Raw genomic sequence first — 20,254 nt, forward strand, 5'->3', positions numbered from 1 at the left:
GGCGTCTCGCGATCCGAGCCGTGCGCGGCTCAGAGCCAGCCGGGGAGCCGCACGTCCGAGAGCGGCGCGGAGTCGTACGGCGTCCAGCTCGTGCCCTGGGCCGTGACGGCCGCACCGAGGGCGGATCCCCCGGCCGCGACGAGCAGGGTCAGCAGGAGCCACGGGACGCCGCGGCGAGCGAGCGGGTCGACGACGCGGTGGACGGGCGAGCGGACCCGCTCGGAGCCGGGGCCCCACCAGGTCGAGAGCGCGAAGGCCGAGCCGACGAGGGCGAGCGACGTGGTGAGGGAGAGCGACGCGGCGAAGCAGAGGAGGGCGACCGCGGCCGCGATGCCGGTGCTCCAGAGGAAGAGCAGGAGCGAGCCGCCGAGTCCCGCGACGACGTGCCAGGGGGCGGCGAGCAGGAGCTGGATGCCGTCGTACCACTTGACCCCGCGCCGGCTGCGACGCGTGCCGGCCGACGACGCGGCCAGCGAGCCGCTGCGCAGCAGCCACACGGCGACGAAGAGCGTGGCGAGGGCGACGTAGGGCGCGAAGGTGATGCCACCCGCCACGACACCCCCGAGCGCCACCAGCGACAGGGCTCGCCGCAGGCGCTCCCCCGCCGGCACCCGCTCGCGGGCGGGCGGGCCGTAGTCGGAGACGTGCTCCGTCGAGCCGTCGGGCAGGGCGTCGTCGAGGTCGTCGTCGAACGGCGAGGTCCAGTCGTCCGACCAGTGCACCGGCTCCTGCGTGCGAGCGCTGGGAGCGGCGGCCGCCGCAGCCGTGCCGAGGCGGGTGGGCGCCTCGTGCTCGTGCTGGGCCACGGCGGCGTAGGGCAGCGTGACGGGGCTGGCAGGGATGCGGGGTTCGTGCGGTTCGCCCGCGCCGAGGTCCTCGAGCCAGCCGCGCACCTCGTCGAGCGACGGCCGGTCCTCGGCCGCCGGCGCCAGTGCCTCCTCGACCAGCGGCAGCACCACCGGGTCGAGGCCGGACAGGTCGTGCTCGCCGCGGCGGACGCGGTCCATGATCGCCACCGACGGCCCGCGGCCGAACGGCGCGCGGCCGGTGCCGGCGTACGCCACGGTGGCCGCCCACGCGTGCACGTCGGAGGCGGCGGTGGCGTCGTCGCCGTAGAGGATCTCCGGCGCGAGGTATCCCGGCGTGCCCAGCAGCCAGCCGTTCATCGTGATGCGGGAGTCGTCGGCGACCCGGGCGAGGCCGAAGTCGATGAGGATCGGCGTGCGGCCCTCCATGATCACGTTGGACGGCTTGATGTCGCGGTGCATCACGCCGACCGAGTGGACCGCTTCGAGGGCCTCGGCGAGGCAGTCGGCGAACCACAGCAGGTCGTCGCCCGACAGCGGGCCCTCCTCCTGCACGTGGTCGTGCAGCGAGAGCCCCGGGACGTAGCGTGTGGCGACGTAGGGGATGTCACCCCAGGGGTCGGCGTCGACGATCTCGGCGATCCGGCGGCTGCGGACCCGGCTGAGCGAGCTGACCTCGCGCGCCAGCCGGCGCCGGGCCTCGTCGTCGCCGACGATGTGCGGTCGGAGGACCTTGATCGCGACCGGCCGCTCCCCCGGCTTCTGTCCGAGGTGCACCACGCCCATGCCGCCCTCGCCGAGGCGGGCGCGCAGCGCGTAGCCGCCCACGGTCAGCCCGGGCGGCGGCGCCTGGGGGGACGTCGTCACGTCCCGAGGATACGGGCGGTGGACCGCGAGACCTGTCATCCGGCGCGCTGTAGGAGCCGTGCGTCACCATGGAGGGATGGTTGGAGGGATGGACGACGCACGCCGACGGCTGGCCGAGGAGCGCGAGCAGACGCTCGAGCGCCTCTCGAGCCTGACCGGTGACTACGACTCCGTGGTGGCTGCCTCGCTCGACACCAACGCCGACGACGAGCACGATCCCGAGGGCGCCACCATCGCCTTCGAGCGCTCGCAGATCGGGTCGCTGGTCCGGCAGGTCGAGCACCACCTCGCCGAGGTGGACGCCGCGATCGCGCGCCTGGACGCCGGCACGTACGGCGTGTGCGAGCGCTGCGGGTCCCCGATCGGAGCCGAGCGGCTCGAGGCCCTGCCCGCCGCGCGCACGTGCATCAGGTGCGCGTCCGGCTAGCGTCGTTGCTTGATCTCCTCGGACATGGCCGACCAGGCGATCTCGGCGTACTTGCGGTGTCCTGCGACCGAGAGGTGGTTCAGGTCGGACGCGACGTCCCGGTCTGCCGGCTCGAAGGTCTCCAGGGCGCCCGCGTCGGTGTAGCAGCCGGGATGCCGTGCGCACACGACCTCGAGCTGCTCACTGTAGGAGTCGACGATGCGTTGCATGGAGCGGAGCCCGGCGTCGCGTGGTCGTCCCTTGTCGTCGAAGACGTCGCACGGACCGTCACCCGAGTTGGCGCGCACCTGCTCGGGGTGGTGCGCAGCCCACGCGGTCCACAGCTCCACCGATGCCCAAGGACCCGTGAGGTAGACCTGCGCGTCCGGGAGGTCGGCAGCGATCCGCGTGAGGCCGGCGTCCAGCGTGCGGCCGAAGCGCTCGGCGTTCGCTGCGTCGGTGCCGTCGCACCTCGTGTCGTTGTCGATGAACTGCAGGACGATGAGGTCCGGCGCAACCTCCGCCTCGGACATCAGCTGCTCGTACTGGTCGTCGAGGTCGTCGATCGTGGCGCCGTTGACCGCGTAGTTGTAGTGGTGGCCCTCCAGCGCGGGGTGATCCGCGAGCAGGCGGTTATAGAGGGACCGCACCTCGGGGTTGTCCCCCGTCGCCCAGGAGTTCTCGCGGGCGTCGCGCCACGGCTCCTGCGGGTCGCTCATCGTGCCGGTCAGGCCCGAGTGGCCGAGCGCCGCCATCGAGTCCAGCTCCGGAGTGTCCTCAGGGGCCGGAGCGCTGTCCGCGGACGCGGCTCCCGCGGGCTGCGGCGTCCTCCCGTCCGAGCCGTCGTCGCCACCGGCGCACGCCACGAGGGCGCAGGCCGCCATCCCAGCGGCCAGCACGGCCTTCACGTTCGTGGTGGGCTTCCTCCCACGTGCACGTCTCACGGCGCCTCCTGTCCTCGCTCCTGACCTAGGTACGAGGTGGCGTCGTCGGGTGGTTGCATCCGACGTGAGGTCGAGCAGGCAGTCAGCCGATCGGTCGAGGGAGCGCCGAGGCCTCGAGGGCCGCGATCAGGGTGCGCGCGTCGTAGGGCCCGACGTGGCGCGAGTCGCCGATGAAGAACGTCGGCGTGCCGCGTACGCCGCTCTCCTCCGCGGACGCCACGTCGTGCTCGACGTGCCGGGCGAGGTCGTCGTCGTCGAGGTCGCGGAGGAACTGCTCGACGTCGAGGTCGAGCCCGGCGGCGTAGCCCACCAGGTCCTCGAGCTCCAGCTCGTCCTGGTGGTCGAAGAGCACGACGTGCATCTCCCAGAACCTGCCCTGACGCGCCGCGGCCTCGGCAGCCAGGGCGGCCAGCTCGGCGTGCGGGTGGACGGGGAGCGGGAGGTGGCGGGTGACGTAGCGCAGCCGGTCGCCGAAGTGGGCGCGGAGCTCGTCGCCGACCCCGCTGACCCGCGCGCAGAACGGGCACTCGTAGTCGAGGTACTCCACCAGCGTCAGCGGGGCGTCGACCGGGCCGGCGACGTGGTCGCGTGCGGGGTCGACGGGGCGGCTGAGGGTGGTGGGCAGCGCGGCGTCGCGCTGGCCGAGGAAGCGGGCGGCGAAGCGGAAGGCCAGCCACCCGGCGAGGCTGGCCAGCGCCGCGGCCACGAGCACGCCGACCCGGGCCTGGTCCTGGAGCCGGGTCGAGTCGAAGGCGAGGCTGATGATGAGCAACGAGACCGTGAAGCCGATGCCGGACAGGGCCCCGCCGGCGAGGGTGTGGCCCAGCCCGACCCCTTGCGGCAGCCGGCCCCAGCCCAGCCGGACGCTGGCCCAGGCGCCGGCGAAGATGCCGACCGACTTGCCGACGACGAGGCCGAGCACGACGCCCCACATCAGGGCCGACGTGAAGGCGTCGGCGAGCACGCCGTCGCGCAGGTCGACGCCGGCGTTGGCGAGCGCGAAGACGGGTACGACGACGTGGCTGGTCGGTGTGTGCAGGGCCTCCTGCAGGCGCTCGTTGACCGAGATCGCCCGGGTCAGCGACCGACGCGCGGCGCGCTGCACGCCCGGCATCGGGGACTGCCGGAAAGCGCGGAACGTGCGCGCCGCGTCCTCGACATCGGCGCGACGTGGGTCGAGCGCCGGCACCAGGAGCCCGCTGAGCATGCCGGCGATCGAGGCGTGCACGCCGGACTCCAGGGTGGCGATCCAGAGCACCAGCACGACGAGGACGTACGGCGCGGCCTGCCACACCCCGGCCCGGTCCAGCCCCACCAGCACTGTCAGGCAGAGGGCTGCGACGAGCAGGGCGCCGAGCGACAGGTCGTCGGAGTAGACGACGCCGATCACGCTGACCGCGACGATGTCGTCGATGACGGTGAGTGTCAGCAGGAAGATGCGGAGCTGGGTCGACACCGACGGGCCGACCAGCGCCATCACGCCCAGCAGGAACGCGGTGTCGGTGCCGATGACCGCACCCCAGCCCGCGGCCTCCTCCCCGGAGGGGTTGAGCGCGAGGAAGATCGCGGCCGGCACGAGCATGCCGGTGACGCCCGCGACCAGGGGCACCACCACGCGGCTGCGGTCGGTGAGCTCGCCGATCGCGAACTCCTTGCGCACCTCGAGGCCGATGACGAAGAAGAACACGACCATCAGGCCGTCGTTGATCCAGTGGTGCAGGTCCATCGAGAACCCGCCGCTGCCGAAGCGGATCGACAGCTCGGTGTGCCAGAGGTCGACGTAGGACTGCGACCACGGCGAGTTGGCCCAGACCAGCGCGACCAGAGCGGCGACCACGAGCATGCCGGCCGATCCGGACTCGGTCCGGATGAAGTCGCGCAGCGAGCGCGAGCTCTGACCGGTGAACGCGTCGGAGCCCCGGCAGGAGGACTGGTCGGGGCTCGCCGCGTCGTCGGCCATCGCGGTCAGACGACCTTGTGCATCCAGCCGAACGTGTCCTCGGTGCGGCCGAACTGCATCCCGACGAGCGCGTCGCGGATCCGCATGGTCAGCTCGGTGCTGGCCGGGGCAGCGGTCTCGCCGTGGGGCGAGCGCAGCTCGCCGACCGGCGTGACGACGGCGGCCGTGCCGCACGCGAAGATCTCGGTGATCTCCCCGGACGCGACGCCGTCGCGCCACTCGTCGATGGAGAACTTCCGCTCCTCGACCGCGTGGCCGAGCTTGCCGGCGAGCTCGATGATCGAGGCGCGGGTGATGCCCTCGAGGATCGTGCCCGTCTCGGGCGTGACGATGTGGCCGTCGGCGTGGACGAAGAAGAGGTTCATCCCGCCGAGCTCCTCGATGTAGCGGAACTCCTGGTCGTCGAGGAAGACGACCTGGTCGCAGCCCTTCTCGATCGCCTCACGCTGCGCGGCGAGAGACGCGGCGTAGTTGCCGCCCGTCTTCGCGGCGCCCATGCCGCCGCGGCCGGCGCGCGTGAAGGTCTCGGACAACCAGAGGTTCACCGGCTTCACGCCGCCCTTGAAGTACGCCCCTGCGGGCGAGGCGATGACCATGAAGGTCACGTGCTGGGCCGGGCGGACGCCGAGGAACTTCTCCGAGGCGAACATGAAGGGACGCAGGTAGAGCGACTTCTCGCCGCCTCCCCCACCGGACGCGTTGTCCGGCACCCAGCGCTGGTCGACGGTGACGAGGGCGTCGACGCACTCCACGAAGTCGTCGACGGGCAGCTCCGGGAAGGCCAGGCGGGCCGACGAGCGCACCATCCGAGCGGCGTTCTGCTCGGGACGGAAGGTCCAGATCGAGCCGTCGTCGTGGCGGTAGGCCTTCATCCCCTCGAAGGTCTCCTGCGCGTAGTGCAGCACCGCGGTCGCCGGGTCGAGCGTCAGCGGGCCGTAGGGGGTGATGCGCGCGTCGTGCCACCCCTCGTCGGGCGTCCACTCCACCGTGAGCATGTGGTCGGTGAAGTGCTGGCCGAAGCCGGGGTTCGCGAGGATCTCCGCGAGCCGGGCGTCGTCGACGGGACTGGGGTTGGCGGTCGTGCTGATCTGCATGGGGTCAACCTACTCAGAGGCGGGCGGCGATGGCGTCCCCGACCTCGCTCGTACGACGGCTCGTGCCCGGCGCGCGCTCGCTGAGGTCGGCCAGCACGGCGGCCTCGATCGCGGCGGCCGCCTCGGGGTGGCCGAGGTGGTCGAGCAGGAGCGCGCCGGAGAGGATCGCGGCCGTCGGGTCGGCCTTCTGCTGGCCGGCGATGTCGGGTGCCGAGCCGTGGACGGGCTCGAACATGGAGGGGGCGGTCCGGTCGGGGTTCACGTTGCCGGACGCGGCCAGCCCGATGCCACCGGTGATGGCGGCGGCGAGGTCGGTGATGATGTCGCCGAAGAGGTTGTCGGTGACGATCACGTCGAAGCGGGCGGGGTCGGTCGACATGAAGATCATGGCCGCGTCGATGTGCATGTAGTCGGTCGTGACGTCCGGGTGCTCCGCGGCGACGGCCTCGAAGAGGCGCCACCACAGCGAGCCGGCGTGGACCAGGACGTTGGTCTTGTGGACCAGCGTCAGCTTCTTGCGGTCCCGTTTCTCCGCCCGGGCGAAGGCGTCGCGGATCACCCGCTCGATGCCGTACGCCGTGTTGACCGAGACCTCGGTGGCGACCTCGGCCGGCGTCCCGACCCGGAGGGCACCGCCGTTGCCCGTGTAGGGGCCCTCGGTGCCCTCGCGGACCACCACGAAGTCGACGTCGCCCTTCTCCAGCACGTGGTCGGCCAGGGGTGAGACCGAGCCCGGGAAGAGCCGCGACGGACGCAGGTTGACGTAGTGGTCGAGCTCGAAGCGCAGCCGCAGCAGCAGCCCGCGCTCGAGGATGCCGGGAGGCAGGTTCGGGTCGTTGGGCTTGCCGCCGACGGCACCCAGCAGGATCGCGTCGTGCTCGCGGATCTCCGCGAGCACCGAGTCGGGCAGGACCTCGCCGGTGGCGAGGTAGCGCTCCGCGCCGAGGTCGTAGCGCGTCGACTCGAACTTCACCGGCGAGGCGACCTCGAGGACCTTGAGGGCCTCTGCGGTCACCTCCGGGCCGATGCCGTCGCCGGGGATGACGGCGAGGGTGACCGGGCCGGAGTGGGCGCCGGTGGCGGACGTCTGCTGGGTCTCGGGCATGCGGCGAACGTTAGTTGTCGTCCGGGCGCATGCCGCCGTTGTCTCGCAGGTCAAGAGCCGTCTGGACGGCGACCGCGGTGTTCTCTGCGCTGCGGGTGTTCTCGGGGTCGTGCGCGGCCGGGCCCCACGAGTCGGGATACAGGTCGTACATGGGTCTCACTCCTACGGGTGCGTGGGATGAGAGTCCGAAGCCACCGACACCGCGGCGGGTGGGGGAAGCGGGAGTGCGGGGATCGCCCGGGGCCCGGCTGCCGACCGACAGGGGGGCGGATCACGCGCGACTGGCGGACCCGCCGCAGAGGCGGCGGCTTCGAACTCGACTGAGTCGGAAGAAGGCCGGTGGCGGAACCTCGTCAACGCCGAACACCGCGACGAGGTGGCCTTCTGTCAGGCCCCGCCGCGGCGAACGATGAGTACGAAGACGCTCCGCATGGTGGTCAGACTGTACGACCGCCGCGTCGGCTCGCGCCACGGGATTTCCGAACGTGTCAGATCGTGAGATGACGGACCGGCACCTGAGACCCCGGGCGATAGGTGACAGACTCGGCGACCTCATGTCTGCTCCCCCCGAACTCCCCGACATCGTCTCCCGAGCCTTCGACGTGTGCCGCCAGGCCGGCTACGTCGCCTTCTGCCGCAACGAGACCGGAAGGCTGCTGGCCACCCTCGCCGCGACGCGCGGCGGCACGATGGCCGAGTTCGGCACCGGCTGCGGGGTGGGCACGGCCTGGCTGCGCAGCGGCGTACGCAACGGGGCACGGATCCTGACCGCCGAGCTCGACGAGTCCCTGGCCGGCGCGGCCTCGAAGATCTTCGAGGACGACGAGAAGGTGGAGGTGCTCGCCGCCGACTGGAGCGTGCTGCACGAGCACGGCCCGTTCTCCCTGCTCTTCCTCGACTCCGGCAGCCCCTCGGAGGTCGGCGTCGACTCGGTCATCGACCTCGTCGAGCCCGGCGGCATCGTCGTCCTCGACGACTTCGCGCCGTGCGAGTCGTGGCCGCCGATCACCTACGGCCGCGTCGACACCCTGCGCGAGCAGTGGCTCACCGACGACCGCTTCACCGCCGTCGAGGTGATGGTGGCGACCGACGCCTCCGCGGTCATCGCCACCCGGCGCTGAGCCGTCAGTCCTCCTCGGGCGCCATCACGTCCACGGTGAGCCGCGGCAGCATCAGCTGCGTCAGCGGGCCGATGGCCAGGGCGTAGACGACGGTCCCGATGCCGAGCTTGCCGCCGAGCAGCAGGCCGATCACCACCACGACCACCTCGAGCGCGGTGCGGACCAGGCGCAGCGAGAGCCCGGTGCGCCGGGAGAGTCCGGTCATCAGCCCGTCGCGCGGGCCGCGGCCGAGCTGGGCGCCGATGTAGAGCGCGCTGGCGAGCCCGCAGAGGGCGACGCCGCCGACCATGAGGGCGATGCGCGCCCACAGGTCCTCGGGGCGGTCCAGCACCGCGAGGGTCAGGTCGGCGGAAACGCCGACGACGAGGGCGTTGCTGATCGTCCCGATCCCGGGCATCTCCCGCAGCGGGACCCAGAGCACCAGCACGACGAAGCTGAACAGCACGACCGCCTGGCCGAGCGTCATCGGCACGTGGCGGATGAACCCCGAGTGCAGCACGTCCCACGGAGCCAGGCCGAGCGCGCCGCGCACCATCATCGCGAGCGAGACGCCGTAGAGGAACAGCCCGACGTAGAGCTGCGGAAGCCGCCGGGCGAGGCGGCCCGCGCGGAGCTGGGCGAGGGGACCGAGGTCGACCAGGACGCCGCGGGGCGCGTGGACGGTGCCGGTCGGGGCCTGCACGGGAGCCGAGGCGGACGGCGGGGTCGGGGTCGCACTCATGGGGACGAGCATGGCCGACGAGTGGCCTTGTCCGACATAGCCAATCGTGGAACAGTGGCCTGCATGAGCCGCGTCATCAGTGCCCAGCGGGTGGCCACTCTCGCTGGCGACTTCCCCCGCTCCCCCGCGTACCTCGGCCTCGCCGAGAGCCTGCGCGTGCTCATCGGTGACGGCCGGATCGGCCTCGGCGTACGGCTGCCGAGCGAGCGCGAGCTCACCGGCGCGCTCGACGTCTCGCGCACGACCGTGACCCGCGCCTACGAGGTGCTCCGCGACTCGGGCTACGCCGAGGCGCGGCGCGGGTCCGGCACCTTCACCCGGGTGCCGGGCGGCCGGCGCCGCGCGCACGACCGCTCGCTCCTGCCCGGCACCGGCGGCGAGGACGTCATCGACCTCAACTGCGCCGCCCACTCCGCCCCGCCCGGGCTCATGGAGGCCTACCAGCGCGCCACCGAGGAGCTGCCCGCCTACCTCAGCGGCCCCGGCTACTTCCCGCTCGGCATGCCGGCGCTGCAGGCGCGGATCGCCGCGTCGTACGACGCCCGCGGCCTGCCGACCCTGCCCGAGCAGATCATGGTGACGGCCGGCGCGCTCGCTGCCGCGTCGGTGGTCGCGCAGGCCTTCACGGCTCCCGGCGATCGCGTGGTCGTCGAGTCGCCGACCTACCCCAACGCCACCCAGGCCGTGCGGCACGCGGGAGCGCGCCTGGTGCCGGCGACCGTCGACCCCGACGGCTGGGACCTCGACGCGCTCGGCGCCACGCTGCGGCAGTCCTCGCCGCGACTGGCCTACCTGATCCCCGACTTCCAGAACCCCACCGGCCACCTGATGACCGACAGCCAGCGCGAGGAGCTCGCCGGCGTCCTGGCCCGCACCCGCACGATCGCCGTCGCCGACGAGGCCCACCAGGCCCTCGCCATGAGCCCCGGGCTGGCCGCCGACATGCCGCGGCCGCTGGCCGCCCACGCCGACCGGACGATCACGATCGGCAGCGCCAGCAAGTCCTACTGGGGCGGCCTCCGGCTCGGCTGGGTGCGCGCTCCTCTCGCCGACATGGAGCGGCTGCTCCACGCCCGCATCGGCCTCGACCTCGGCGCTCCGGTCCTCGAGCAGCTGGTGCTGGCCGACCTCATGGACCGCGCCGACGAGGTGCTGCCGGTGCACCGCCAGCGGCTCGTCGCCGGTCGCGACGCCCTCGTGGCGGCCCTGCGCGAGCACCTGCCGGAGTGGCGCTTCCGGGTGCCCGACGGTGGGCTGGCGCTGTGGTGCGAGCTGCCCGACGCGCTCGGCACCGCGACCACCGTCGAGGCCGAGCGCCGCGGCGTCGTGGTCGCGCCGGGGCCGGTCTTCGCCGTCGAGGGCGGGCTGGACCGCTTCGTGCGCATCCCGTGGACGGCGTCGGCCGACGACCTCACCGAGGCCGTACGACGCCTCGCCGCCGCCTGGCAGCACGTGTCCCCGCAGGCCGGGCGCACCGCGACCCGGCCGGCGACGCAGGGCGCCGCCGGCCGGGTGATGGTCGCCTAGCGACCGGTCTCAGGAGAGGTCGACGGCCCGCACCGAGGCGGCTTTCATGGCCGTCTCGATCTCGGCCAGCGTCTCGGCGGGGATCGCCGAGTCCACGCTCAGCGCGACGAGGGCGGCGCCGCCCTTGTCCTGGCGCGAGACCTGCATGCCGGCGATGTTGACCGCGGCGTCACCGAGGATGCCGCCGACCGTGCCGACCATGCCCGGGCGGTCCTCGTAGGTGAGGAACGCCAGGTGGGTGGTGGGCTCGATGTCGACGTCGAAGCCGTTCACCTCGACCAGGCGCTCCTTCTGGGCGATGCCGACCAGGGTGCCGCTGACCGAGATCTGCGTGCCGTCCGCCAGCGTGCCGCGCAGGGTGATCAGGTTGCGGTGGTCGGGGCTCTCGGCCTCGGTCACCAGGCGGACCTCCGTGCCGCGCTCGGCGGCGAGGAGCGGCGCGTTGACGTAGGAGACCTGCTCCTCGACGATGTCGGCGAAGACGCCCTTGAGGGCGGCCAGCTCGAGCACCTTGACGTCGAACTCGGTGATCTCGCCGCGCACCTCGACGTCGAGCTGCTGGGCCACCTCGCCGGCGAGGGCGGTGAAGACCCGGCCGAGCTTCTCGGTGAGCGGGATCCCGGGACGTACGTCCTCGGCGATGACGCCGCCCTGCACGTTGACCGCGTCGGGGACGAGCTCGCCGCTCAGCGCGAGCCGCACCGAGCGGGCGACGGCGATGCCGGCCTTCTCCTGCGCCTCGTCGGTCGACGCGCCCAGGTGGGGGGTCGCCACGACGTTCTCGAGCTCGAAGAGCGGGCTGTCGGTGCAGGGCTCGCTGGCGAACACGTCGAGGCCGGCGGCGGCGATCTGACCGGTCTTGAGCGCGTCGTAGAGGGCGGCCTCGTCGACGATGCCGCCGCGGGCGGCGTTGACGAGCACGAGGCTCGGCTTGGCGGCGGCGAGCTGGTCCGCGCCGATGAGGCCCACGGTCTCGGGGGTCTTCGGGAGGTGCACGCTCATGAAGTCCGACTCCGCGAGGAGCGTGTCGAGGTCGACGAGACGCACGCCCATCTGCGCGGCACGGCCGGCCTGCACGTAGGGGTCGTAGGCGATGACCTTCATGCCGAAGGCGCTGAGCCGCTGGGCCACGAGCACGCCGATGCGGCCGAGGCCGACGATGCCGACGGTCTTCTCGTAGAGCTCGATGCCGGTGTACTTCGAACGCTTCCACTCGCCGCCCCGCAGCGCGGCGTGGGCGGGGCTGATGTGGCGGGCGGCGGCCAGCATGAGCGCGACCGCGAGCTCGGCGGCGCTGACGATGTTGGACGTCGGGGCGTTGACGACCATCACCCCGGCCTGGGTGGCGGCCTTGACGTCGACGTTGTCGAGACCGACACCGGCGCGGGCCACGACCTTGAGGCGATCGGCGGCCGCGAGGGCCTCGGCGTCGACCTTGGTCGCGGAGCGGACCAGGATGGCGTCGACCCCGGCGAGCGCGGGGATCAGCTCGGCACGGTCCGCGCCGTTGCAGCTGCGGATCTCGAAGTCGGGGCCGAGCGCCTCGATCGTGGCGGGGCTCAGCTCTTCGGCGATGAGTACGACTGGCCGAGCTTGCGTGGAGAGTGCGGGTGCGTTCACAGCGGGGTCCTCTGAGATGTTCAAGAGTGGTCCGGGACTGCACGACGCTGTGCTCGGCCCACCCTACCCGCGGAGCCCGAGCAGCCGGCAAACGTCCCACCGTTGGACGACGTGACCGGCGGCGCCCCGCCTCCGTCGTCTCGCATCGCGGACGAGGGGGTACGACGTCGTGCCCCGCCATCGGTTCCCCCCACGACAGACGACCCCGATCCACTGGGAGAGCCATGAAGACCACCACTGCTCGCACCGCTGCCGCCGGCAGCCTCGCCGCCATCGTCATCGCCGGCTTCGGCCTGGCCGCGGCCAACGCCGAGGGCGACGACTCGCCGGCGCCCGCCGAGGACACGACGACCACGAGCCAGACCGACGACACCGACGTCGACACCAGCGGCGACGACCAGGGCGAGGACGCGGACGACCAGGACGAGGACGCCACGGACGACGCCACCGAGAAGGTGAGCGAGAAGACCACGGAGGACGTCGCCGACGACACCTCGGAGGACGCTTCGGACGACGCTTCCGAGGATGTCGACGAGGTCGAGGTCGAGGACTCCGACGAGGTCGAGGTCGATGACTCCGCCGACGCCCCGGACGACGCGGACGACCAGGGCGAGGACGCCGACGACCAGGGCGAGGACACCCAGGGTGACGAGGCGGACGACCAGGACGAGGTCGAGGACCACGGTTCGGGCGACAGCCACGAGGACGGCGACGACGAGGCCGACGACGGCGACGACGACGGCGACCACGCGGGCGACCACGGCGACGACGACCAGGGTGACTCGGGCAGCGACGACGGCGGCAGCGACGACGGCGGCAGCGACGACTGACGTCACCGACGTCGCAGGGCCGGTGCCCCCACGTCACCGGCCCTACGATGCTGCTGATGGGCGATCTCGTGTCGGAGGACCTCGAGTCGGCGGTGACCGCGGCTTCGCGCGGCGAGCCGGCCGCGCTGCGGGCGATCTACGAGGCGCTGTCCCCCCGGGTGTGTGGCTTCCTCCGCATCCGGGGATCGGAGGATCCCGAAGGGCTGACCAACGAGGTGTTCCTCCGGGTCCTGCCACGACTGTCGGAGGTCACGGGCGGCTACCGCGGCCTCCGGGCGCTCTGCTTCTCCGTGGCGCGCGGGCTCCTGGTCGACGAGCTGCGGCGGCGCGGCCGACAACCGGTCCTCGACGAGTACGACGCCGGCCGGGACCGGCGGACCCACGCCTCCGCGGAGGACCAGGCCCTCGACCGGATCGGCGAGCAAACGGCGCTCGAGCTCCTCGGCCTGCTGCCCGACGACCAGCGGGACGTGGTCCTGCTGCGCGTCCTCGGCGAGCTGTCGATGGCCGAGACCGCGGCTGCCATCGGGCGTAGCGAGGTCATGGTGAAGAAGGTGCAGGCGAAGGCGCTCGGCGCACTGCGCGCACTGATGGACAACGAGGGCCTTGGGCCGAGGGATGCGAAGGAGGTGGACGTATGACGACCGACATGCGGGACGACGGGCCGGACGACGCGTTCGCCGACCCCGCCCTCGCCGGCCTGCTGGCCGAGCTGAGGGCCGTTGCCGACCAGCCGGCACCGGCTGCCGGGGCCGAGCTCACAGCCCTGCTCGCGGGAGCCGCGCCGATCACTCCCGCCCGCGCCCGGCGGAGCAGGACCGCCTCCGCCGTCGTGATCGGCCTGGTGTCGAGCGGCGTGCTCGCGGGCGGGGTCGGCGCCGCAGCCGCCGACCAGCTGCCCGCCCCCGTCCAACGAGTCGTCTCCCGCGTGGTCGACACACTCACCCCCTTCGAGGTCCCCCACCCCGACCAGCGGGTGCCGGCGCGCCACGAACGCGACGACGACCCGCCGCTCCCCCAGGCCCCGGCCGACCTCGACGACACCGACGACACCGACGTCAGCCCGCCCGGCACGCCCGGCGCACCCGACCCGTCTCGCCCGGACGATCCGAAGCAGTCCCGCGACACTGAGGAGTCGGAGAGGCCCGAGGAGGCCGAGGAGGCCGAGGAGGCCGACGTCTCGGGCGACTCTGACTCCGGCGAGGGTGAGGACGACTCCACCGCAGAGCGCGACGACCGCACGAAAGACCGGAGCGGTGAGCGCGACGGCGACGCGAGTGAGGACGACGAACGCAGCGGCGACAGCAGCGGTGACAGCTCCGACGACTCGGGCGGTGCCGGGGACGACTCCGAGGACCACCGCGACTGACGCTTCCTACGATGTGCCCATGGGCGCCATGGACGACGCCGAGCGGATCGAGCCGGCCACCGTCGAGGAGTGGAGCGCGTGGCTGCACGAGCACCACGCGCAGCCGCAGGGCGTGTGGCTCGTGGCCCCGCGCGCAGCAGCGCAGCGCCCGTTCTCCTACGAGCAGTCTGTGCTCGAGGCGCTGCGCTACGGCTGGGTCGACTCGACCGTGAGGCCCGTCGACGAGGAGCGCTCGATGATGTGGTTCGCCCCGCGTCGCAAGGGCAGCATCTGGACCCGCATCAACAAGGGTCGTATCGCCCGCCTCGAGGAGGCCGGGCTGATGGAGCCGGCCGGGGCGGCCGCGGTCGCGGCCGCGGTGGAGACGGGGATGTGGACGCTCATGGACCCGGTCGAGGACCTGGTCGTCCCCGGCGACCTGGCCGAGGCGTTCGACCGCCACCCGGGCGCGCGCGAGCACTGGGAGTCGTGGTCGCCGTCGGCCCGGAAGATGATCCTGGCGTGGATCGTGATGGCCAAGCGGCCGGGCACCAGGGCCGTACGCGTCGAGACGACGGCCGAGAAGGCAGCGCGCGGGGAGAGGTCCCAGTAGGGCCTCAGATGGCGCAGCCGTCGGGGCCGCACTCCTCGCCGGTGGCGAGGACCTCGATCCTCGGGTGCGCCTCCGACCAGGCCTTCTCGATGACCTGGGTGAAGACCTCGGTGGGCTGCGCCCCCGAGACGCCGTACTTCTGGTCGATGACGAAGAACGGCACTCCGCTCGCGCCGTAGGCCTGCGCCTGCTCGATGTCGGCCCACACCTCCTGCTCGAACTCACGCGAGCCCAGCACCTCGTCGACGCGCGCGGGGTCGAGACCGGTCGCGTCGGCGACCTCGCGCAGCACCCGGTGGTCGGCGACGTTGCGGGCGTGGGTGAAGTACGCCTCCAGCAGCGCCTCCTTCACCCGGCCCTGCAGCTCGATGCCGCCCTGCTGGTGGGCGAGGTGGATCACCCGGTGGGCGTCCACGGTGTTGAGGTGGAGGGTGTCGGCGAGCCGGTAGACCAGCCCCTCCTCGGCCGCGACGGCCTCGACCCGGTCCTGCATCTGCTTCGCGCCCTCGGGCGACTGGCCGTACTTGCGTGCCAGCATCGTCGCGGTGCCCTCGGTGGGCTCGGTGGGGGCACCCGCGTCGAGCTGGAAGGAGCGCCAGTGCACCTCGACCTCGTCGGCGTGGGCGAACTCGGCCAGCGCGCCCTCGATGCGGCGCTTGCCGATGTAGCACCAGGGACACACGACGTCGGACCAGATCTCGATCTTCACGTCGGCCCAACGTGGCGACGGGTCAGGCTGTTCCCGACTCCTGGCGCTGGACCGTGCGGCGGCGCGCGACGTACGTCACGGCGAAGCCGAGCACCAGGGCGAGCAGCACGCCGAGGTTGGCGTAGGGCCAGTTGCCGTTCCAGTAGCCGTCGGCCTCCATCCAGGTGCCGAGGCCCAGCGGCTCGAGGAGGTAGCCCTGCCAGTTGTTCCAGGTGGCCGAGGTGGCGAAGTTGTTGACGACCAGGCCCCAGCCCAGCACCGAGGCGAGGACCATGGTGCCGATCGAGACCCAGTCGAAGGCTCCGTAGCGGCCGGAACGGTCGAAGAGTGCCTCGTCGTCGTAATCGCGCCGGCGCAGGGCGATGTCGGCGATCATGATCCCCGCCCACGCCGCCAGCGGCACGCCGAGCGTGATCAGGAAGCTCTGGAAGGGCTCGAGGAAGCTGGTGGCGAAGAAGACCACGTAGATGGTGCCGAGCGTCAGGATGATGCCGTCGAGCAGTGCCGCCGCGGGGCGCGGGATCCGGACGCCGAGGCTGAGCAGCGTGAGGCCACTGGAGTAGATCCCCAGCACAGCGCCGCTGACAAGGGCGAGGATCGCGGTCAGCAGGAACGGCACGAGGAACCAGGTCGGCAGCAGCGTGCCGAGGGTGCCGATCGGGTCGGCCACGATGCCGGCCGACAGGTCCTCCGACGATCCCGCGAGCAGCAGGCCGAAAAGCACCAGCAGCACCGGCGCGACCGCTCCACCGACGGTGTTCCACCCGACGATCGCTGCTCCCCTCGCGTCCCGGTGCTGGTAGCGCGACCAGTCCGCGGCGATGTTGATCCAGCCCAGTCCGAACCCGGTCATCACCATGACCAGTGCTCCCACCATCTGCTGGGTGCTGCCGCTCGGGAGGTCGCTCACGGCCGTCCAGTCGATCTCGTCGAGGGTCAGGGTGACGTAGACGATGGTGGCGATGCCGGTGATCCATGTCAGGACGGACTGCATCCGCATGATGATGTGGTAGCCAGCGACGCTGGCCGTCACGATCATCAGGGCCACCACGACCGTCGCCACGACCTTGGTCGTCGTGCCTCCGGACCAGCCGAGCTGGTCGAAGATCGTGGCGGTCGCGAGGACGGCGAGGATCGCCAGAAAGGTCTCCCAGCCGATGGAGACCAGCCATGACACGACGCCGGGGACCTTCTGCCCGTCGACACCGAACGCCGCTCGGCTCAGGATCATCGTCGGCGCGGAGCCGCGCTTGCCGGCGATCGCGATGATGCCGCACAGCGCGAACGAGACGACGATCCCGACGACGGTGACGATGGCCGCCTGCCAGAAGGAGATGCCGAACCCCAGCACGAACGAGCCGTAGCTGATGCCGAAGACCGAGACGTTGGCCGCGAACCACGGCCAGAACAGGTCCTTCGGCTGTGCGGTGCGCTCGGACTCCTCGATGATCTCGATGCCCGTGGTCTCGACGCCGAGCCGGCGGGTCTTCTCGAGGCCGGAGCTCGGGGACGTTGTGTCGCTCATGCCCGCATCGTCGCGCACCGGTGGTCCCGTAGCCAGCACCGGGGCAGGCGCGGTCGGGCACGATGGCCCGGTGATCCCACCGATCGAGCTCGCGCCGGGCGGCGTACGTGAGGTCGTGGCCGGACTCGGACAGGAGTTCGCGCGCTTCGACACACGGACCCAGGACTCGGGCCACGTGTCCTACGGCGTCGTCGACGCCGGTGGACGGCGCTGGTTCGTGAAGACGTCGGGTGACGACCAGGTCAGCGCGGGCGGCGCGAGTCGTGACGAGAGGGCGCGGGCGCTGGTCCGCTCCGCGGAGGTCACCCACGCGGTCGCCCACCCGGCGCTCATCCCGGTCGAGCGGGTGCTCCGCGCCGACGACGGGATCGTGCTGGTCACGGCGTGGTTCCCCGGGGAGCTGCTCCGCAGTCCCGCGGAGCGCCGCGACGACCCCGGCGAGGCCGGCAACCGCTTCGCGCGGCTCCCTGCCGACGAGGTCGCGGCGGCCCTCGACCAGGTGATCGACCTGCACGTGTGGCTCGACGGCGCCGGTGGGCTCGCAGGCGACCTCTACGACGGCTGCCTGATGTACGACTTCGCGAGCCGCACCATCACGGTGATGGACTTCGAGTGCTACCGGCGCGGGTCGTACGTCAACACGGTCGGCCGGCTGCACGGGTCCACCCGGTTCATGGCTCCGGAGGAGCTCGAGCTCGGCGCCACCATCGACGCCCGGACGACCGTCTTCACCCTCGGCCGGATGATCACGCTCCTCCTCCTCCGCGGACATCCCGACCATCCCGCCCGCGAGGTGGCCGCGCTCGCGACGCGGCCCGATCCGCTCGAGCGCCCGCAGACGCTTGCGCGCTTGAGGGAGCTGTGGCGATCGGCGTGCGGTCAGGCGAACAGCGCCTGACCGACGTGCTCCCCCGGCCCAGCGCCGGGAGGGACCGCGAAGAGCGCCGAGCCCGTCACCTCGAGGTACTCCATGAGCGCGTCGTTCTTCGCCATCGCCAGCTGCACGGGCGTGAAGTGGGTGTCGGGGTCGCGGACGTAGGCGATGAAGAACAGGCCCGCGTCGAGACCGCCGAGGGCGTTGGAGCCGTCGACGAAGTTGTAGCCGCGGCGCAGCATGCGTACGCCGTCGTGCTGGTCGGGGTGCACGACGCGCACGTGGGCGTCGACCGGGATCACGGGCTGGCCGCGTACGTCCGTCCTGTCGAACTGGGGGGCGGTGAGCTCCTCGCCTCCCGACAGCGGCGCGCCTGTCCCCTTCGTGCGGCCGACGAACCGCTCCTGGTCGCCGAGCGGCTGACGGTCCCAGACCTCGATGGTCATCGCCATCCGCCGCGCCACGAGGTAGGAGCCGCCGGCCAGCCAGCCGGCACTCTCGCTGTCGTCGCTGCCGACCCAGACGTGCTCGTCGAGCGCCGCCGCCTCCTCGGCCTTGACGTTGGCCGTGCCGTCCTTGAACCCGAAGAGGTTGCGGGGCGTCGCCTGCGACGTCGACGTCGTGGACGTGCGCCCGAAGCCGAGCTGCGACCACCGCACGGAGACCGTGCCGAACCCGATGCGGGCCAGGTTGCGGATCGCGTGCACGGCGACCTGTGGGTCGTCGGCGCACGCCTGGACGCACACGTCACCACCGGACCGCGCAGGATCGAGGACGTCGCCCGGGAAGTGCGGGAGGTCGCGCAACGCCCCGGGCTGCCGGTCGGCGAGGCCGAACCGGTCCTGGCCGTCGGCGTCGCGGAAGAGGCTCGGTCCGAAGCCGATGGTGATCGTCAGGCCGCTCGCCGGTAGGTCGAGCGCCTCCCCCGTGTCGTCGGGCGGCAGGTCCACGTCGCCGGCGACCGCACCGGCGCCGGCGGGCCTTCCCTGCGTCATCTGCTCGGCCGCGACCGTCCACCGCCGAAGCAGGTCCACCAGCTCGTCGCGCGAGCCGGTGGTGACGTCGAACGCGGCGAAGTGCAGCCGGTCCTGCGCCGGGGTGGTGATCCCGGACTGGTGCACGCCACGGAAGGCGTACGTCCTGTCGGCGTCGGCAGCGTGGGACGCGAGGGCGCGCGCACCGCGGTCCAGGGCGACCCCGCCGGCGACCAGGGCGGTGCCGCCCCCGATGAGCGACCTGCGGGAGACCGTCACGCCGAGACGACCGACGACAGGTGGGCCAGCGGCTCGGACAGGGCGTTGACCGCGTCGGCCAGCTGCTTGACCTGGTCGGCGCCGAGCTCGTCGTAGCCGACGAACCCCGAGCCCCGGCGGTGCTCGTCGAGGAGGTCCTGCACCTCGGCGAACCGACGGTCCAGCGTCGCGGCGAGCTCGGGGTCGGCCTCGCGGACGATCGGGCGCACGCCTTCGAACCCCTGCACCGCACCGTCGATGTTGGCCTGGAAGTCGAAGAGGTCGGTGCGCGACCAGTACTCCTCCTCCCCGGTCACCTTTCCTGACGCGACCTCCTCCAGCAGCCCACGCGAGCCGTCGGCGATGTCGGTCACCGAGAAGTCCAGGCCGCCGATCCGGGAGACGAGCTCACGGGTGTCGGAGACGAGCTGGTCGGCCAGGCTCGCTCGCTCGGCGGCCGCGAGGGCGGTGTACCCCTCCGCTCGGGCGGGCCACAGGTCCTTCTCCAGGCGGTGCCAGCCCGTCCACTCCTCGCCCTCCGCGAGGTCGGCCTCCCGGGCGTCGAGCCGGGGGTCGAGGTCACCGAAGGACTCGGCGATCGTCTCGATGCGCTCCCAGTGGGTGCGCACCTGCGGGTAGAGCGCACGGGCCCGGTCGTCCTGCCCGTCGGCCGCGGCGTGCGCGAAGCGGATCGTCCCCGCGAGCAACGCGTCGGCCTCCTCGGCGACGAAGCCGGCGTAGTCCCGCTCGGCCTCGGCGACCAGCCCCGGGTCCGCGGCCGGGTAGAGGTCGGCCCCCGCGTCGGCGGGGCGCGAGGAGTCGCTGCCGCAGCCGGTCAGGAGCAGCGCGGTGGCGGCGAGGGATGCCATGGGGGCGAGGAGACGTGGCGGGGACGAGATCATGCCCCGGAGTATTACTTAGGCAAGCCTTACCTTTGTCACCGGGTCCGCCA

General features: G+C 72.4%; 20 protein-coding genes. 8 read left to right on the forward strand and 12 right to left on the reverse strand.

Annotated elements, in window-relative coordinates; genetic code table 11:
• Window positions 1-29 precede the first annotated feature (29 nt).
• The gene (locus tag ACS3YM_RS11490; RefSeq protein WP_439936570.1) at window positions 30-1,673 is read right to left on the reverse strand and encodes a serine/threonine-protein kinase; all 1,644 of its coding nucleotides are present in this window, start codon (window positions 1,671-1,673) and stop codon (window positions 30-32) included.
• Between the two features lie 88 nt (window positions 1,674-1,761).
• Here ACS3YM_RS11490 and ACS3YM_RS11495 point away from each other — a divergent pair, with 88 nt between their 5' ends.
• Window positions 1,762-2,100 carry a TraR/DksA family transcriptional regulator gene (locus tag ACS3YM_RS11495; RefSeq protein WP_439936571.1) on the forward strand — a complete coding sequence of 113 codons (339 nt, stop codon included), beginning with the start codon at window positions 1,762-1,764 and terminating at the stop codon, window positions 2,098-2,100.
• On the opposite strand, the gene ACS3YM_RS11500 is transcribed toward ACS3YM_RS11495, so the two are convergent.
• The 5 genes from ACS3YM_RS11500 to ACS3YM_RS11520 form a co-directional block, all read right to left on the reverse strand.
• On the reverse strand, window positions 2,097-3,023 hold the full coding sequence (locus tag ACS3YM_RS11500) for an SGNH/GDSL hydrolase family protein (protein ID WP_439936572.1): 927 nt from the start codon (window positions 3,021-3,023) through the stop codon (window positions 2,097-2,099). The genes ACS3YM_RS11495 and ACS3YM_RS11500 overlap by 4 nt on opposite strands.
• Before the next feature lie 82 nt (window positions 3,024-3,105).
• Window positions 3,106-4,983 (reverse strand): Na+/H+ antiporter NhaA, encoded by a 1,878-nt coding sequence (nhaA, locus tag ACS3YM_RS11505; RefSeq protein WP_439936573.1) that lies wholly within the window; start codon window positions 4,981-4,983, stop codon window positions 3,106-3,108.
• Between the two features lie 5 nt (window positions 4,984-4,988).
• Window positions 4,989-6,077: a branched-chain amino acid aminotransferase gene (locus ACS3YM_RS11510; RefSeq protein WP_439936574.1), complete on the reverse strand. Its 1,089-nt coding sequence runs from the start codon at window positions 6,075-6,077 to the stop codon at window positions 4,989-4,991.
• Window positions 6,078-6,090: 13 nt separating this feature from the next.
• Window positions 6,091-7,182 carry a 3-isopropylmalate dehydrogenase gene (locus ACS3YM_RS11515; RefSeq protein WP_439936575.1) on the reverse strand — a complete coding sequence of 364 codons (1,092 nt, stop codon included), beginning with the start codon at window positions 7,180-7,182 and terminating at the stop codon, window positions 6,091-6,093.
• Between the two features lie 10 nt (window positions 7,183-7,192).
• Window positions 7,193-7,333, reverse strand: a complete 141-nt coding sequence (locus tag ACS3YM_RS11520; protein ID WP_439936576.1) for a hypothetical protein — start codon at window positions 7,331-7,333, stop codon at window positions 7,193-7,195.
• A gap of 403 nt (window positions 7,334-7,736) precedes the next feature.
• Here ACS3YM_RS11520 and ACS3YM_RS11525 point away from each other — a divergent pair, with 403 nt between their 5' ends.
• Window positions 7,737-8,303 carry an O-methyltransferase gene (locus ACS3YM_RS11525; protein WP_439936577.1) on the forward strand — a complete coding sequence of 189 codons (567 nt, stop codon included), beginning with the start codon at window positions 7,737-7,739 and terminating at the stop codon, window positions 8,301-8,303.
• Window positions 8,304-8,307: 4 nt separating this feature from the next.
• On the opposite strand, the gene yczE is transcribed toward ACS3YM_RS11525, so the two are convergent.
• Window positions 8,308-9,024 carry a membrane protein YczE gene (gene yczE / locus ACS3YM_RS11530; RefSeq protein WP_439936578.1) on the reverse strand — a complete coding sequence of 239 codons (717 nt, stop codon included), beginning with the start codon at window positions 9,022-9,024 and terminating at the stop codon, window positions 8,308-8,310.
• Between the two features lie 63 nt (window positions 9,025-9,087).
• Here yczE and yczR point away from each other — a divergent pair, with 63 nt between their 5' ends.
• Window positions 9,088-10,551, forward strand: coding sequence for a MocR-like transcription factor YczR (yczR, locus tag ACS3YM_RS11535; RefSeq protein WP_439936579.1), 1,464 nt, complete (start codon window positions 9,088-9,090; stop codon window positions 10,549-10,551).
• Window positions 10,552-10,560: 9 nt separating this feature from the next.
• Here yczR and serA read toward each other — a convergent pair whose 3' ends face one another.
• A complete protein-coding gene (gene serA / locus ACS3YM_RS11540) occupies window positions 10,561-12,171 on the reverse strand; it encodes a phosphoglycerate dehydrogenase (protein WP_439936580.1) in 1,611 nt (536 codons plus the stop codon).
• 224 nt (window positions 12,172-12,395) lie between these two features.
• Here serA and ACS3YM_RS11545 point away from each other — a divergent pair, with 224 nt between their 5' ends.
• The 4 genes from ACS3YM_RS11545 to ACS3YM_RS11560 are packed head-to-tail and all read left to right on the forward strand — an operon-like array spanning window position 12,396 to window position 14,962.
• Window positions 12,396-13,001 carry a hypothetical protein gene (locus tag ACS3YM_RS11545; protein WP_439936581.1) on the forward strand — a complete coding sequence of 202 codons (606 nt, stop codon included), beginning with the start codon at window positions 12,396-12,398 and terminating at the stop codon, window positions 12,999-13,001.
• Between the two features lie 56 nt (window positions 13,002-13,057).
• A complete protein-coding gene (locus ACS3YM_RS11550) occupies window positions 13,058-13,642 on the forward strand; it encodes an RNA polymerase sigma factor (RefSeq protein ID WP_439936582.1) in 585 nt (194 codons plus the stop codon).
• Window positions 13,639-14,370 (forward strand): hypothetical protein, encoded by a 732-nt coding sequence (locus ACS3YM_RS11555; protein ID WP_439936583.1) that lies wholly within the window; start codon window positions 13,639-13,641, stop codon window positions 14,368-14,370. Before ACS3YM_RS11550 ends, ACS3YM_RS11555 begins: the two co-directional genes overlap by 4 nt.
• Before the next feature lie 19 nt (window positions 14,371-14,389).
• A complete protein-coding gene (locus tag ACS3YM_RS11560; protein WP_439936584.1) occupies window positions 14,390-14,962 on the forward strand; it encodes a YdeI/OmpD-associated family protein in 573 nt (190 codons plus the stop codon).
• Window positions 14,963-14,966: 4 nt separating this feature from the next.
• Here the strand turns inward: ACS3YM_RS11560 and ACS3YM_RS11565 are convergent, their stop codons facing one another.
• Window positions 14,967-15,671: a DsbA family oxidoreductase gene (locus tag ACS3YM_RS11565; protein ID WP_439936585.1), complete on the reverse strand. Its 705-nt coding sequence runs from the start codon at window positions 15,669-15,671 to the stop codon at window positions 14,967-14,969.
• 22 nt (window positions 15,672-15,693) lie between these two features.
• A complete protein-coding gene (locus tag ACS3YM_RS11570) occupies window positions 15,694-17,196 on the reverse strand; it encodes a purine-cytosine permease family protein (RefSeq protein WP_439936586.1) in 1,503 nt (500 codons plus the stop codon).
• A gap of 70 nt (window positions 17,197-17,266) precedes the next feature.
• Between ACS3YM_RS11570 and ACS3YM_RS11575 the strand changes: the two genes are divergently transcribed.
• A complete protein-coding gene (locus ACS3YM_RS11575; RefSeq protein ID WP_439936587.1) occupies window positions 17,267-18,094 on the forward strand; it encodes a hypothetical protein in 828 nt (275 codons plus the stop codon).
• On the opposite strand, the gene efeB is transcribed toward ACS3YM_RS11575, so the two are convergent.
• Both efeB and efeO read right to left on the reverse strand, forming a co-directional pair.
• Window positions 18,076-19,323 carry an iron uptake transporter deferrochelatase/peroxidase subunit gene (gene efeB / locus ACS3YM_RS11580; protein ID WP_439936588.1) on the reverse strand — a complete coding sequence of 416 codons (1,248 nt, stop codon included), beginning with the start codon at window positions 19,321-19,323 and terminating at the stop codon, window positions 18,076-18,078. The two genes, ACS3YM_RS11575 and efeB, sit on opposite strands and share 19 nt — an antisense overlap.
• Window positions 19,320-20,171, reverse strand: a complete 852-nt coding sequence (gene efeO, locus ACS3YM_RS11585) for an iron uptake system protein EfeO (protein ID WP_439936589.1) — start codon at window positions 20,169-20,171, stop codon at window positions 19,320-19,322. Before efeO ends, efeB begins: the two co-directional genes overlap by 4 nt.
• Window positions 20,172-20,254 lie beyond the last annotated feature (83 nt).

The organism is Nocardioides sp. N13(2025) (assembly GCF_051912545.1).
GTDB lineage: Bacteria > Actinomycetota > Actinomycetes > Propionibacteriales > Nocardioidaceae > Nocardioides.

Bases quoted from the DNA above. Each gene is read 5' to 3' on its own strand.
- ACS3YM_RS11570 (WP_439936586.1), bottom strand. From the start codon at position 17,196: ATGAGCGACACAACGTCCCCGAGCTCCGGCCTCGAGAAGACCCGCCGG.
- ACS3YM_RS11545 (WP_439936581.1), top strand. From the start codon at position 12,396: ATGAAGACCACCACTGCTCGCACCGCTGCCGCCGGCAGCCTCGCCGCC.
- ACS3YM_RS11520 (WP_439936576.1), bottom strand. From the start codon at position 7,333: ATGTACGACCTGTATCCCGACTCGTGGGGCCCGGCCGCGCACGACCCC.
- ACS3YM_RS11515 (WP_439936575.1), bottom strand. From the start codon at position 7,182: ATGCCCGAGACCCAGCAGACGTCCGCCACCGGCGCCCACTCCGGCCCG.
- efeO (WP_439936589.1), bottom strand. From the start codon at position 20,171: ATGGCATCCCTCGCCGCCACCGCGCTGCTCCTGACCGGCTGCGGCAGC.
- ACS3YM_RS11525 (WP_439936577.1), top strand. From the start codon at position 7,737: ATGTCTGCTCCCCCCGAACTCCCCGACATCGTCTCCCGAGCCTTCGAC.
- nhaA (WP_439936573.1), bottom strand. From the start codon at position 4,983: ATGGCCGACGACGCGGCGAGCCCCGACCAGTCCTCCTGCCGGGGCTCC.
- yczR (WP_439936579.1), top strand. From the start codon at position 9,088: ATGAGCCGCGTCATCAGTGCCCAGCGGGTGGCCACTCTCGCTGGCGAC.
- ACS3YM_RS11560 (WP_439936584.1), top strand. From the start codon at position 14,390: ATGGGCGCCATGGACGACGCCGAGCGGATCGAGCCGGCCACCGTCGAG.
- yczE (WP_439936578.1), bottom strand. From the start codon at position 9,024: ATGAGTGCGACCCCGACCCCGCCGTCCGCCTCGGCTCCCGTGCAGGCC.
- ACS3YM_RS11555 (WP_439936583.1), top strand. From the start codon at position 13,639: ATGACGACCGACATGCGGGACGACGGGCCGGACGACGCGTTCGCCGAC.
- ACS3YM_RS11510 (WP_439936574.1), bottom strand. From the start codon at position 6,077: ATGCAGATCAGCACGACCGCCAACCCCAGTCCCGTCGACGACGCCCGG.
- ACS3YM_RS11550 (WP_439936582.1), top strand. From the start codon at position 13,058: ATGGGCGATCTCGTGTCGGAGGACCTCGAGTCGGCGGTGACCGCGGCT.
- ACS3YM_RS11495 (WP_439936571.1), top strand. From the start codon at position 1,762: ATGGACGACGCACGCCGACGGCTGGCCGAGGAGCGCGAGCAGACGCTC.